15 protein-coding genes are annotated in these 12,982 nt (G+C 68.2%); 9 read left to right on the top strand and 6 right to left on the bottom strand.

The features are described from left to right. Positions 1-3 precede the first annotated feature (3 nt). Positions 4-963: an amino acid ABC transporter permease gene (locus ABZW96_RS25990; protein WP_355078232.1), complete on the top strand. Its 960-nt coding sequence runs from the start codon at positions 4-6 to the stop codon at positions 961-963. Positions 964-995: 32 nt separating this feature from the next. Then, a complete protein-coding gene (locus ABZW96_RS25985; RefSeq protein ID WP_355078343.1) occupies positions 996-1,748 on the top strand; it encodes an amino acid ABC transporter ATP-binding protein in 753 nt (250 codons plus the stop codon). A gap of 5 nt (positions 1,749-1,753) precedes the next feature. Here the strand turns inward: ABZW96_RS25985 and ABZW96_RS25980 are convergent, their stop codons facing one another. Beyond that, a complete protein-coding gene (locus tag ABZW96_RS25980) occupies positions 1,754-2,653 on the bottom strand; it encodes a LysR family transcriptional regulator (RefSeq protein WP_355078231.1) in 900 nt (299 codons plus the stop codon). A 71-nt stretch (positions 2,654-2,724) separates the two neighbouring features. On the opposite strand from ABZW96_RS25980, the gene ABZW96_RS25975 reads away from it, so the two are divergent. From ABZW96_RS25975 to ABZW96_RS25960, 4 genes are all read left to right on the top strand, one after another. Next, positions 2,725-4,086 carry an FAD-binding oxidoreductase gene (locus ABZW96_RS25975; RefSeq protein ID WP_355078230.1) on the top strand — a complete coding sequence of 454 codons (1,362 nt, stop codon included), beginning with the start codon at positions 2,725-2,727 and terminating at the stop codon, positions 4,084-4,086. Between the two features lie 80 nt (positions 4,087-4,166). After that, positions 4,167-5,051, top strand: a complete 885-nt coding sequence (locus tag ABZW96_RS25970) for an SPFH domain-containing protein (protein ID WP_355078229.1) — start codon at positions 4,167-4,169, stop codon at positions 5,049-5,051. A gap of 12 nt (positions 5,052-5,063) precedes the next feature. Beyond that, positions 5,064-5,222: a hypothetical protein gene (locus ABZW96_RS25965; protein ID WP_168434213.1), complete on the top strand. Its 159-nt coding sequence runs from the start codon at positions 5,064-5,066 to the stop codon at positions 5,220-5,222. A 101-nt stretch (positions 5,223-5,323) separates the two neighbouring features. After that, positions 5,324-5,632, top strand: a complete 309-nt coding sequence (locus ABZW96_RS25960) for a hypothetical protein (protein WP_355078228.1) — start codon at positions 5,324-5,326, stop codon at positions 5,630-5,632. Here the strand turns inward: ABZW96_RS25960 and ABZW96_RS25955 are convergent. Continuing rightward, entirely contained in the window at positions 5,610-6,461 is an 852-nt protein-coding gene (locus ABZW96_RS25955; RefSeq protein WP_355078227.1) for a class I SAM-dependent methyltransferase, read from the bottom strand. The genes ABZW96_RS25960 and ABZW96_RS25955 overlap by 23 nt on opposite strands. Positions 6,462-6,701: 240 nt before the next feature. On the opposite strand from ABZW96_RS25955, the gene rpsA reads away from it, so the two are divergent. Beyond that, positions 6,702-8,168, top strand: coding sequence for a 30S ribosomal protein S1 (gene rpsA / locus ABZW96_RS25950; RefSeq protein ID WP_039797295.1), 1,467 nt, complete (start codon positions 6,702-6,704; stop codon positions 8,166-8,168). A gap of 71 nt (positions 8,169-8,239) precedes the next feature. On the opposite strand, the gene ABZW96_RS25945 is transcribed toward rpsA, so the two are convergent. Then, the gene (locus ABZW96_RS25945) at positions 8,240-8,779 is read right to left on the bottom strand and encodes a hypothetical protein (RefSeq protein WP_355078226.1); all 540 of its coding nucleotides are present in this window, start codon (positions 8,777-8,779) and stop codon (positions 8,240-8,242) included. A gap of 155 nt (positions 8,780-8,934) precedes the next feature. Beyond that, on the bottom strand, positions 8,935-9,612 hold the full coding sequence (locus tag ABZW96_RS25940; protein WP_355078225.1) for an NAD(P)H-binding protein: 678 nt from the start codon (positions 9,610-9,612) through the stop codon (positions 8,935-8,937). An 84-nt stretch (positions 9,613-9,696) separates the two neighbouring features. Between ABZW96_RS25940 and ABZW96_RS25935 the strand changes: the two genes are divergently transcribed. Then, positions 9,697-10,398, top strand: a complete 702-nt coding sequence (locus ABZW96_RS25935) for a TetR/AcrR family transcriptional regulator (RefSeq protein ID WP_355078224.1) — start codon at positions 9,697-9,699, stop codon at positions 10,396-10,398. Positions 10,399-10,449: 51 nt separating this feature from the next. On the opposite strand, the gene ABZW96_RS25930 is transcribed toward ABZW96_RS25935, so the two are convergent. Continuing rightward, entirely contained in the window at positions 10,450-11,046 is a 597-nt protein-coding gene (locus ABZW96_RS25930) for a TetR family transcriptional regulator (protein ID WP_355078223.1), read from the bottom strand. 91 nt (positions 11,047-11,137) lie between these two features. Here ABZW96_RS25930 and ABZW96_RS25925 point away from each other — a divergent pair, with 91 nt between their 5' ends. Further along, positions 11,138-11,473 (top strand): hypothetical protein, encoded by a 336-nt coding sequence (locus ABZW96_RS25925; RefSeq protein ID WP_355078222.1) that lies wholly within the window; start codon positions 11,138-11,140, stop codon positions 11,471-11,473. Between the two features lie 72 nt (positions 11,474-11,545). Here ABZW96_RS25925 and ABZW96_RS25920 read toward each other — a convergent pair whose 3' ends face one another. Beyond that, the gene (locus ABZW96_RS25920) at positions 11,546-12,982 is read right to left on the bottom strand and encodes an MFS transporter (RefSeq protein ID WP_355078221.1); all 1,437 of its coding nucleotides are present in this window, start codon (positions 12,980-12,982) and stop codon (positions 11,546-11,548) included.

Below are 12,982 nucleotides of genomic sequence, written 5' to 3'. Positions count from 1 at the left end.
TCGATGACGGACAACGACACTCGGCCGGCGCCCGGCGATCCCGGGCCCGGCGGAGCGGATTCGACGCGGGAGCCGGAGCCGATCAAAGCGGTTCCGCTGCGCAGGCCGGGGCGCTGGATAGCGGCGGCGGTCATCCTCGTCCTGGTGGGGTTGTTCGTCTACGGCGCCGCCACGAACCCGGCCTATCGCTGGGATACCTATGGGAAGTACCTGTTCGACACCAGGATCACGGCAGGCGCGATCGTCACGCTGGAACTCACCGTGTGCGCGATGGCGATCGCGGTCGTGCTCGGAACGGTGCTGGCCGTGATGCGGCTGTCGCCGAACCCGGTATTGCGCAGCTCGGCATGGGTGTACCTCTGGATCTTCCGTGGCACCCCGGTGTTCGTGCAGCTGGTGTTCTGGGGGCTGGTCCCCTCGCTGTACAGCCGGATCCAGCTCGGCGTTCCGTTCGGGCCGGAGTTCTTCCACCTCGACGTGCAGCAACTGCAGGCCGCGTTCGCCTTCGCCGTCCTCGGCCTCGGGCTCAACGAAGCGGCGTACATGGCCGAGATCGTGCGGGCCGGGATCAATTCCGTCGGTGAAGGGCAGCGGGAAGCGTCGCTGGCGCTCGGCATGTCCTGGAGCCAGACCATGCGCCGCACGGTGCTGCCGCAGGCCATGCGCGTGATCATCCCGCCGACCGGCAACGAGCTCATCGGCATGCTGAAGACCACCTCGCTGGTCACCGGCATCCCGCTGAGCACCGATCTGTTCGGCCGGGCGCGGGACATCTACGGCGTGAACTTCCAGCCCATTCCGCTGCTGTTGGTCGCCGCCACCTGGTATCTGGCGATCACGAGTGTGCTCATGGTCGGGCAGTACTACTTGGAGCGCTACTACTCGCGCGGCGTCTCCCGCACGCTGACCACCAAGCAGCTGCAGGAGCTGGCCGACGCCCAGCAGGGGGAGAAGGCCAAATGAGCGTGCAGGTCGAGAAGACCACGGCCCCTCCGATGGTCCTGGCGGACCGGGTCTGCAAGAACTTCGGCGCACTGCAGGTGCTCAAGGGCGTCTCCCTCGAGGTGGGCCGCGGCGAAGTGCTGTGCCTGATCGGGCCGTCCGGCTCGGGTAAGTCCACCTTCCTGCGCTGCATCAATCACCTGGAGCAGGTGAACGCGGGCAGGCTGTACGTCGACGGCGAGATCGTGGGCTACCGGGAGAAGAACGACAAGCTCTACGAGATGCACCCGCGTGATGCGGCAAAGCAGCGCCGCGAGATCGGCATGGTGTTCCAGCATTTCAATCTGTTCCCGCACCGGACGGCGCTGGACAACATCATCGAGGCGCCCACCCAGGTCAAGAAGGTGCGTAAAGCGGAGGCGGTGACCAGGGCGCGTGAGCTGCTGGACCGGGTCGGGCTGGCGGACAAGGCGAACGCCTACCCGGCGCAGCTGTCCGGCGGGCAGCAGCAGCGCGTCGCGATCGCCCGTGCCCTGGCCATGGACCCCAAGCTCATGCTGTTCGACGAGCCGACCTCGGCGCTGGATCCGGAGCTGGTCGGTGAGGTCCTCACGGTCATGCGGGAACTGGCCCGCTCGGGCATGACGATGGTCGTGGTGACCCATGAGATGGGATTCGCCCGCGAGGTCGCCGACCAGCTGGCGTTCATGGACGGCGGCGTGGTCGTCGAGTCGGGGCCGCCCAGACAACTGCTGGCGGATCCGCAGCACGAGCGCACCAAGGCGTTCCTCTCGCGACTGCTCTGAGGGGGTTACGTCCCGGCGCGCAGCGCGATGCGCAGCTGTCCGAGCAGCACTTTGGCTGCCGGACTCGCGGGACGGTCGGTGCGCCAGACCAGTGCGAGGCGCCCGCGCGGTTCCGGTTCGACGATCCGGACGGTCCGCACCCCGAAGGCCGCGGCCTCCTCGGTGCTGAGCGCGGGCACGACCGCGACACCGAGACCGTGCGCGGCCAAGCGCAGCAGCAGCGCGGGCGCCGCCGCCTCGTAGGCGATCGCGGGCTCGAATCCCGCCGCGGCGCATGCCCGCTCGAAGACGCCGCGGATTCCGGTGCCGGGGGTGAGACAGATCAGCGGACGATCCCGCAGCGCGGTCAGCGGGATCTCCGCGCCGTAGTCGAGGTCCGCCACCGCGACGGCGGCGACCACCGCGGTCTCCAGCACCACTTCGATGCCGATGCCCGGTTCGAGGTCCGCGCCGGTCATCCCGATCAGGGCGATGTCGAGATCACCCCGGCCGAGGGCGGCGAGCATCCGCTCGGAGGTGTCCTCGGTGAGGCTGATGCCGACCTCGGGGTGGTCCCCGTGGAATTCGGCGAGCACGGCGGCGACGTCGAACTCCTCGACCGCCGCTCCCGAGATCAAGCCGACTCGGACCTGACCCCGCAGCAACCCGCTGAACTCGTCCACCGTATGGGTGATCCGCTCGGCGGCGGCCAGCGCCGCCTTCGCGTGCCGCAGAACGGCGGCGCCCACTTCGGTCAGGGTCACCGTACGCCCCCCACGGTCGAGCAGCGGTTGGCCGAGTTCGCGCTCCAGCTGCCGGATCTGGGCGCTCAGGCCGGGTTGGGCCAGATGCAGCCGAGCCGCCGCGCGGGTGAAGCTCGCTTCCTGGGCGACCGTGACGAAGTACCGTAGCTGACGCAGCTCCATAATCGTTCATTATAGGAACTAGAAGAACTATCTGTTTTACTTCTTCACCCTGGCCGGGCAGGGTCGAAGCCATGGGAAAAAACGCCGCACAGATCGAAGAAAACAGCGACATCTTCACCGGCCCGGTCTTCCGCCCTGGCGACGACGGTTACGACGCCGAGATCGCCGGGTTCCAGACCGCCTACACCCATCGGCCCGCGCTGATCGTGGGCGCGGTGCACACCGAGGACGTGCGCGCGGCCGTGGAATACGCCGCGCGCCACGATCTGCCGATCGCCGTGCAGGCCACCGGCCACGGACTGTCGGTCGCCGCGGACGGCGGTGTGCTGATCAGCACCGGGCGCATGACCGGCATCCGGATCGATCCGGTGCGCCGGACCGCGCATGTCCGCGCGGGAGTGCGGGCGGGCGCGCTGGTCGACGCGGCGGCCGAGCACGGACTGGCGCCGCTGAACGGTTCGTCGCCGTCGGTGGGCGTGGTCGGCTATCTGCTCGGCGGCGGCGTCGGTCTGCTCGCGCGCCGGTTCGGGTACGCGGCCGAGCACGTGCGATCGATCGAGCTGGTCACCGCCGACGGCCGGGTGCGCACGCTGACGCCGGACGACGAGTTGTTCGGCGCCGTACTCGGCAGCGGGGGCAACTTCGGCGTCGTGACCGCGCTGGAAGTCGGCCTGGTCCCGGTCACCACGGTGTACGGCGGACAGTTGGTGTTCGACACGCCGCTGGTCGAGCGGGCGCTGGACGCGTGGCGACGATGGACCGCGACCGTGCCGGAGGACCTCACCTCGACGGTCACCATGCTCGCCTTCCCGGATATCCCCCAGGTGCCCGAGCCGCTGCGCGGACGGTACGTCGCCTCCGCACGGATCGCTTACAACGGGCCCGCGGAAGAAGGGGAACGGCTGGTCGCGCCGCTGCGGGCGGTGGGGGAACGACTGAAGGACGATCTGCGCGAAATGCCGTACCCGGAGTCGCACACCATTCACAGCGACCCTGATCATCCACACGCCTATGCCGCTACCAACGCGCTACTCGGCGAATTCACCGAGGAGACGGCCGCTGCCCTGCTCGCCGCCGCGGGCCCGGATTCCGGGGCGGGCGCGGTCGTCGACGTCCGTCATCTCGGCGGGGCACTGGCCCGCCCGAGCGATACCGGCATCGCCGTGGATCATCGCGAGGCCGCGTATGTCGTGCGAATCATCACCGGCCCCGAGGATGCCGCGACTCGCGCCGCGATCCGCGCCGCGCTGACGCCGTGGACGCTCGGGCACAGCCTCAATTTCCTCTACGGCGCGGGCGCCGAAGCGGACGAGGCGCAGACCCGCGCGGGTTACCGGCCCGACACCTACGCCCGGCTGGCCGCGCTCAAGGCCGAGCACGATCCGCGCAATCTGTTCCGCTTCAACCGCAACATCCGGCCGGAAGGCCGCTGATCGCACCGCCGCCGCGCCCTGGTGTGGCGCGGCGACGTCATGCTATCTTCGTGATATCACTCTGATATTGGGAGAATGTCATGCAGTTTCGATCCGCGTTCCACGTCGACGGCTTTCTGGTGCTGCTCGGGTGGTTCGTGCTCACGGTCTTGTTCGGCGGCGGCGCGGCGCTCGGTTTCGCCGTGGGCGCCAGGGACGGCAACGGCTTCGCGGTGGCCGGTGCGGTGGCGGCGGTCGTCGTGGTCGTCGTCCTGCTGCTGCTCGCGACCGGGCTGACCGTGGTGAACCCGAACGAGGCCAAGGTGGTGCAGTTCTTCGGCCGCTACGTCGGCTCGGTGAGCGAGCCCGGCTTCTATTCCGTGCTCCCGCTGACCGACCGCAAGAGCATCTCGCTGCGTGTGCGGAACTTCGAGACCCAGAAGCTCAAGGTCAACGACGCCGACGGCAACCCGGTGGAGATCGCCGCGGTGGTCGTCTACCGGGTGGTGGACAGCTTCAAGGCGGCCTTCGCCGTCGACGACTACGAGGAGTACGTCGAGACCCAGTCCGAGGCGGCCGTCCGGCACCTGGCCACGACGCACCCGTATGACGCGCACGAGGCCGACCGCACCAGCCTGCGCGACGGCGCGGAGGTGGCCGGGGAACTGACCGTCGAACTGCGTGAACGCACCGAAATGGCGGGTATCGAGGTGCTGGAGGCGCGGATCACCCACCTCGCCTACGCGCCCGAGATCGCCCAGGCCATGCTGGTCCGCCAGCAGGCCGCCCAGGTGGTCGCCGCGCGGACCCGGATCGTCGAGGGCGCGGTCGGCATGGTCGGCTTGGCGCTGGAGCGGCTCGCTCAGGAGGGCATGGTGGAACTGGACGAGGAGCGCAAGGCGGCGATGGTGTCGAACCTGCTCGTCGTGTTGTGCGGTGACCGTCCCACCCAGCCCGTCGTCAACGCCGGTTCGCTCTACTCCTGAGGCGGGCTGCCCATGGCCGAGCGCAAGAAACTGCTGCTACGCCTGGACCCGGCCGTCCACGACGCCATCGCGAAGTGGGCGGCCGACGACCTGCGCAGCATCAACGCCCAGATCGAGTACGCGCTGCGCCTGGCGCTGGAGCAGGCCGGACGCAAACCGAAGTCGCAGTGACACGACCTCGATACCGATCAGAGATGGTGCCCCGGCCCGAGGGCGCGAAGACTTGCAAGGTGTCAGCAAATGTCCGGCCATCGGAACCGAAAGGGGAAATGATGACCACGGTCGTGCACATCGATGACACCGTCCGCGATTACGAGACGTGGAAGCCCGCCTTCGACGGTCTGGTGCAGTACTACACCGAGGCGGGAGCCCGCAACTGCCGGGTGGCGCGGTTCACGCACAACCCCAACCGGGTGCTCATCGAGCTGGACTTCGACACCATGGCGGAGGCCGAAGCCTTCCGGGACGGACTGCACAAGCTGATCGACCTGCCGCGGACGCAGATGCTACTGGTCAGCCACGAGGTCTCCATCCTCGAGCTGGTCGATGACCGCCGCCTCACGGCCCGGGCTTCCTCGTGACGAAGATGGCCGTACCGGGGAAAAGCTCACCGCGCAGCGGGCTCCACTGCCCCCATTCGCGGTCGAGCCATTCCGGCCATTCCGGTTCGACGATGTCCTCCAGCACCAGGCCCGCCGCGACGATCTCCCTGACCCGGTCGCCGATGGTCCGGTGGTGCTCGACGTAGGTGGGCACGTCGTCGCCGTCGACCTCGACGTAAGGGGTGCGGTCGAAGTACGGGATGGTGGCGGTCAGGCCCGCCGGGCCGGGATCGTCCGGGAAGATCCAGCGCATCGGGTGGTTCACCGAGAACACCCAGCGCCCACCGGGGCGCAGCACTCGCGCGACCTCGCGCATCACCTGCGCCGAATCGGCGACGAACGGCACCGCGCCGAACGCCGAGCAGGCCAGATCGAACGACGCGTCCGCGAACGGAAGGGCCTCGGCGTCCGCCTGCACCAGCGGCACTCGCGGGCCGCCGCGCGCCATCACCGCGAGGCCCCGCTCGAGCATCCCGCGCGACAGGTCGAGCCCGACGGGACGCGCGCCCTGCCCCGCCAGCCAGCGCGAGCACGGAGCGGAGCCGCAGCCGATCTCCAGCACCGCTTTGCCGGTGACGTCGCCGAGGAATCTCATGTCGCCTTCGTGCAGGCCCTCCGGGCACCACACGAACTCGCCGCCGGGGGAGTCCACGCCGAGGAACTCCGCGTGCGTCTCGTGGTACTGCGCGGCGTCGGCGTCCCACCATCGCCTGCTGGCCAGTCTGCTGGCCGCCGATCCGATCCGGGTCCGCACCGTGCCCGTCGTTCCGAGCAGTGCGTTTGCTTGCGCATGGCGATCTTCCGACACGCCGATCAGACTATCGGCGTGGCGACCCGACCGGTTTGCCCGCCCGGACCGAGGTCGCGTACGCTGAACGCGCGAGTGTCTTCCGTACAGCCGTACCGAAGTTCAACCCGTGCTGAGTTTCACGCGCGTCGCGTGCGGTACGTTCCTAGTGTCCGTCTTCACACCTCGCGGTGAGATCGCAGCGTACCGAAAGTTCCAATGTCCGCAACCGACCACAATCCGTCCGGAGCAAACCGACATATGCCCACCACCGTCACCTCGCCGCAGGTAGCCGTCAACGACATCGGCTCCGCCGAGGATTTCCTCGCCGCCATCGACGCCACGATCAAGTACTTCAACGACGGCGACATCGTCGAAGGAACCATCGTCAAGGTCGATCGCGACGAGGTCCTGCTCGACATCGGTTACAAGACCGAAGGCGTCATCCCCTCTCGTGAACTCTCCATCAAGCACGACGTCGACCCCAACGAGGTCGTTTCCGTGGGCGATGAGGTCGAGGCCCTTGTTCTCACCAAGGAGGACAAGGAAGGCCGCCTGATCCTGTCGAAGAAGCGGGCGCAGTACGAGCGTGCGTGGGGCACCATCGAGGAGCTCAAGGAGAAGGACGAGGCCGTCAAGGGCACCGTCATCGAGGTCGTCAAGGGCGGCCTGATCCTCGACATCGGCCTGCGCGGCTTCCTGCCCGCGTCGCTGGTCGAGATGCGGCGCGTCCGCGATCTCCAGCCGTACGTCGGCAAGGAGATCGAGGCCAAGATCATCGAGCTGGACAAGAACCGCAACAACGTCGTGCTCTCCCGCCGCGCCTGGCTGGAGCAGACCCAGTCCGAGGTGCGCAGCGAGTTCCTGCACCAGCTGCAGAAGGGCCAGGTCCGCAAGGGTGTGGTCTCCTCGATCGTCAACTTCGGCGCCTTCGTCGACCTGGGCGGCGTGGACGGTCTGGTGCACGTCTCCGAGCTGTCCTGGAAGCACATCGACCACCCGTCCGAGGTCGTCGAGGTCGGCAACGAGGTCACCGTCGAGGTGCTCGACGTCGATCTGGACCGCGAGCGCGTCTCGCTGTCGCTCAAGGCGACCCAGGAAGACCCGTGGCGTCAGTTCGCCCGCACCCACGCGATCGGCCAGATCGTGCCGGGCAAGGTCACCAAGCTCGTTCCGTTCGGCGCGTTCGTCCGCGTCGAGGAGGGCATCGAGGGCCTGGTGCACATCTCCGAGCTGGCCGAGCGCCACGTGGAGGTGCCGGACCAGGTCGTGGCCGTCGGCGACGACGCGATGGTCAAGGTCATCGACATCGACCTGGAGCGTCGCCGGATCTCGCTGAGCCTCAAGCAGGCCAACGAGGACTACCACGCCGAGTTCGACCCGTCGAAGTACGGCATGGCCGACAGCTACGACGAGCAGGGCAACTACATCTTCCCCGAGGGCTTCGACCCCGACACCAACGAGTGGCTCGAGGGCTTCGACAAGCAGCGCGAGGAGTGGGAGGGCCGCTACGCCGAGGCGGAGCGTCGCCACAAGATGCACACCGCGCAGATGGAGAAGATGGCGGCCGACGCCGCGGCCGAGGCCGCGAACGGCGGCGGCGCGTCGAACTACTCCTCCGAGAGCGGTTCGCAGTCCTCCGCGGGCCAGGCCGAGCCCGCCGGCGGTTCGCTGGCCAGCGACGCCCAGCTGGCGGCTCTGCGTGAGAAGCTGTCCGGCAACGCCTGATCGGCAATAGGCTGAACGACTGTGCCCCAACCGGGATTCGGTTGGGGCACAGTCGTTTTTCGGTGAGTTTTTCAGTCGTTCTCGTGCCGTGAGGCTTTCGTCGTGCCGCGTTGCACTCGTGGCGCGTGAGCGGGCGGCCGTAGCGCCTCATGTGGCGCCACCATCTGGGCCGTGGTGAGCGCGACGACCTGAATCTGCTCGAGCCGCAACCCGAGCGAGGCCAGCCGGGCGATGACGCCCAGCCGATGTTCCGGCAAGCCGGGGCGAATCACCAGCGGTTCCCGCTCCGATCGACGCAGAACGTAGGCTCGACGTTCGGCGTCGAACCGCACGGGGACACCGTCCCGGATCGCCCGGTAAGCGGCCAGATCCAGTGTGTTGTGCCGGATCGGGTCGATCAGCAGCGACTCGACGAATTGCTCCGCCTGCCGCAGGAACGGCTCTTGGTCCGACGGGTCCAGATGCTCGATCCGCTGGGCCACGCGGTACCGGTAATCCTCCGCGGCGGGGCGCAGCAGGGCACGGTGCCGCTCGATCTCCGCCGCGAAGGCCACGAGCTCTTCGTGGTCCACGGTGAGACGGTCGGGCGTCGAAGCAAGGACGTCGGGCATGGTGACCCCTATCTCTCGGGTTGCGGATTACTTTGTGTGGCAACCTGATCGACGTCCGACATCCCTTATTGTGCCGGAGGGGTCCGACAGAAACCGTGCGCGGCGCCCGGCTGTTCGCCCGTAGGCCCCGGGTTGTTCGGCAGGCGACTCCAGCCTCAGTAGCCCACGGTGAAGCGGCGCTGAACGAAACGCGGCTGCTCGGCCTCGTCGATGAGGGCGACCGCCACGTCTTCGGCGGAGAGGTCTCCGCCGCCGACCAAGAGTTGATCGCCGCCGATCCGGAAGCGGCCGGTGCGCTCGCCCGGAGCGATCCGCCCCGAGGAGGGGCTCAGGTAGGTCCAATTGCGGTTGGACAGCCGATAGATGTTCAACGCGTCGCGCAATGCGCGCACCACCCGCGCGTAGTCCGCGGGAACGTCGAGCACTTCGGTGAGGGTGCGAGTGAAATCGTCTCCGGTGTCCAGTAATTGGATGCCGGGCGCGACTTCCAGGCTGCCCGCCCCGCCCACCGCGATCAGCCGGACGCGCGGCTGCCGGTCGAGCGCGGCGACCATCGCCCGTGCGCCCACCACGAAGTCGTCCGCTCTGGCGATGGTGTCGGCGATGCCGTGCCCGGCGTTCACCGCGCTCACGACGACGTCGAGCCCGGCTATGGCCTCGGCGATGCTGTCGGTATCCAGCCAGTCGGCCACCGCCCACGTCGCGCTCCCCTCGCGGGTCGGGATACGCGCCGCGTCGCGAGTGAACGCGGTGACCCGGTGCCCCCGCCGCAGCGCTTCGGTGACCACGCGCGACCCGATGACGCCGGTCGCCCCGAAAACTCCGATGTCCACGATTCTCCTTAGCAATGTTCATTTACTACACGCCGTTCAGTAACAACACGGGAGATAGTATCCAAACGCTGTAGGGTGTCAACCGTGGCCGAAATCGTGAGAAGTCGCCGGGAGCGCCTGCGCGCCCAGACGCTGGAGGACATCACGACGATCGCGATGCGGCTGCTCGCCGAGGGCGGTCCCGACGCGATCTCGCTGCGCGCCATCGCTCGCGAAATGGGCATGACGGCGGGCGCGATCTACGGCTACTTCGCCACCCGCGACGACCTGATCTCCACCCTCATCTCGGACGTCTACACCGCCTTGGTCGACCGGCTGGAAGCGGCGCGCGACGCCGTTCCGGCGGCGGATCCGGCCGGACGCATCATCGCCTGGGCCGAGGCCGTGCGCGCCTGGGCAATCGAACGGCCCGCCGAATTCCGGCTCATCTACGGCGATCCGGTGCCCGGTTATCGGCCGCCGCCGGGCGGACCCGCCGGCGCGGCCGAATTACGCGCCTGTACCGGCCTGGTCGGTCTCGCGGCCGCCGCGTGGCCACGGGCCGCGGCTACCCAGTCCGCGGGTGACTGCACGTGGTCCGACTTCGACGCGAGCTTGGTCGACCATGTCCGGTCCGACTTCCCGGATCTATCTCCCGACGCACTCGCCCTCGCCCTGCGTCTGTGGGGCCGGATGCACGGCCCGATCGCACTGGAGGTGTACGGCCACCTGCGTCCACAGTCGCAGGACCCGGGGAAACTGTTCCGCGCCGAGATGCGCGACCTGGTTCGTTCGCTCGGCTTCTAGCCCGTCGGGTTCGGCGGCGGTTCCGCAGCGGCGTCGCGGAGCTCGGACGGTCTAGCGTGCCGGTCGTGTTCCCTCGTGCGATCCCGGTTCGGCGGGGCCGTGCGCGATGTCGTGAAAGGCGTTGCGCAGCAAGGCGATGATGCGCTGCGGCGGCGCGTCGCGCAGACCATCGAGTTCGAGCAGATGACGGCCGATCACCACGCCGATGGTGAGGGCTCCCAGCAATCCGGCGCGCAGGTCCGCCTCGTCGTCGCGCAACTGCCCGGCCGCTTCCCGCTGTCGCGCGGTCATGGCCGTGCGTACCTCGTCGGCGGCGTCCGGGTGGGTGAGCATCGAGCGGATCGCCGCCAGCGTGTTGACCGGCTGGTCGGCGAGCTTGATGGCGAGCGCGTCGAGCAGGAGTTCGGCGACCTGCTCCGGCGTCCCGGTGATCGGGTGGTCGTCGGCGAAGACCGCGACCCGCGCGAACAAATTCTCTTTCGATCCGAAATAGCGCATCACCAGGCTCGGATCGGTGTCCGCCTCCGTCGCGACGGCCCGGATGGTCGTCCGGTCGTAGCCGATCTCCGCGAACAACCGGCCCGCCGCCGCCAGGATCCGTTCCTCTGTGTTGCGGCGCTGCTGGGCTCGGGTGGGAGTGGCATCCATGAATTCAGTCTACGTGCGTTGACTCAAAGGCCGCGCAGGGGTAGCTTTCGGTCTACAACTGTTGACCGAATTGGAGAGTGAGGTGGTAGCGATGTGGTCCACTGTCGCCCTGGCCCTCGGTGCCGGGATCCTGGGAGTGAACGCCGTTCCGCATTTCGTGAAAGGGATGATGGGGGAGGAGTTCCCGAACGTCACGGGTAACGCGCCCGTGCGCAACTCCGTGGCCGGATTCCTCGGACTGCTGCTGACGGCGCTGCTGGTGTACTGGGCCGACTTGGCGAGTCATCCATGGGTCGGTGCGGTGAGCATCGGCATCGGAGGCCTGAGCATGGCGGTCTTCCACGGTCTGGGTGGGGCTTACCGCCTCAACACCGCACTCGGGCTGCCGAATCCGCCTCGGCAGATGCACGCGGGTACGACTGCCTGATCCCGCGTTCCGGGCTGGTGCGGCTTCGGCGAGGCATCCGATGAGGTGTCTCGCCGTCGCCGGTCCATGAATTCAGCGAGCCGGTGCCGGAGCGGTGCCGGCTTTCGCTGTGATGCCGAGTGCCGCGAGGATCGCCGCCACCGCGAGAATCGCCGAGCTGATTTCGAATGCGAGCCGGAATCCCTGGGTGAGTGCGGATTCGGTGGAGATCCCGGACTCGAGCAACGCGGTGCTGCGGCTGATCGCGACGGTGCTGAGCACGCCGAGCCCGAACGCGCCGCCTAGCTGTTGCGTCGTCGTCACCAGTCCGGAGGCCAGTCCGGTGATGTCCTCGTGGGTTTCACCGACCGCCGCGATGGTGATCGACACGAACGCCAAGCCCATTCCGAACCCGGCGGCCAGCATGCCCGGCAACAGCTCGAGATAGCCTCCCGTGGGTGACAGCCGCGACAGCGCGAGCATGACGAGACCGCAGGCGACCATCGCGGTGGTCAGAACCCAGCGGACGCCCAAACGTGGAGTGAGGGCCGCCGAAGTCGCGAAGCCCGCGATCACCAACGCGCAGAACGGCAGCCAGGCCGCTCCGGTTCGGGCCGGGCTGTAGTGCATGACCTGCTGCAGGTGGAGGGTGAGGAAGAACAACATCGACAGGATCGCCGAGCAGAACAGGACGTTGGCCGCGTTGGCGACCGCACGATCCCGATCGCGGAAGAACGACAAGGGAATCAGGGGGGACGCGTGGCGCCGTTCGCGAACGAGGAACGCGAGCAGCAGCGCGAGACCCGCACCCAGCCGGAACGCCGTCGCGGCGAAGGATGCTCGGCCGCTGTCGATCAGCCCGTAGTCGAACGCCGCGACCGCCGCGGTGATCAGGGCTGCGCCGAGCCCGTCGATGCGCGGCCGCACGGCCTCGCTCCGGGTTCCCGTCTCGACCAGTCGTGGAATCGCGACCAGGGCGATCAGCGCCACCGGCACATTGATGAAGAAGCACCAACGCCAGCTCGCGTACTGAGTGATGACGCCGGAAAGCACCACGCCGAGCGTGGCAGCCAAGCCGCCGAGGCCGGCCCAGATGCCCAAGGCGCGACTTCGTGCCCGTGGGTCGGTGAACAATCCCGCGACGATGCTCAGCGCGGCCGGACTGGCGAGAGCGCCGCCGATGCCCTGACCCGCGCGGCTCGCCACCACCATCAAACCGTTCTGCGCGAGGCCGGTGGTCAGTGACGCGACCGCGAACACGGTGACGCCCACCAGGAAGACGCGCTTGCCGCCGAACAGGTCGGCGCAACGTCCGCCGAAGATCAGGAACCCGCCGAACAGCAGGAGGTAGGCGTTGACGATCCAGGTCAGGTCGCTTTCGGACATGTGCAGCGAGCGCTGGATGGTGGGCAGTGCGACGTTGACCACGGTGTCATCGAGATTCAGCATCATCTGCACCGAGCACAACAGCGTCAACGCCAGATAGCCGGACCTCAGGCCGGGGCGCGGTGCGATCGTCGAAGTAGTCAT

This window comes from Nocardia sp. NPDC004168, from assembly GCF_040610355.1.
Taxonomy (GTDB): domain Bacteria; phylum Actinomycetota; class Actinomycetes; order Mycobacteriales; family Mycobacteriaceae; genus Nocardia; species Nocardia sichangensis.
The sequence above is the reverse complement of the archived record's forward strand: the minus strand, read 5'-3'. Positions and strand labels throughout refer to the sequence as shown.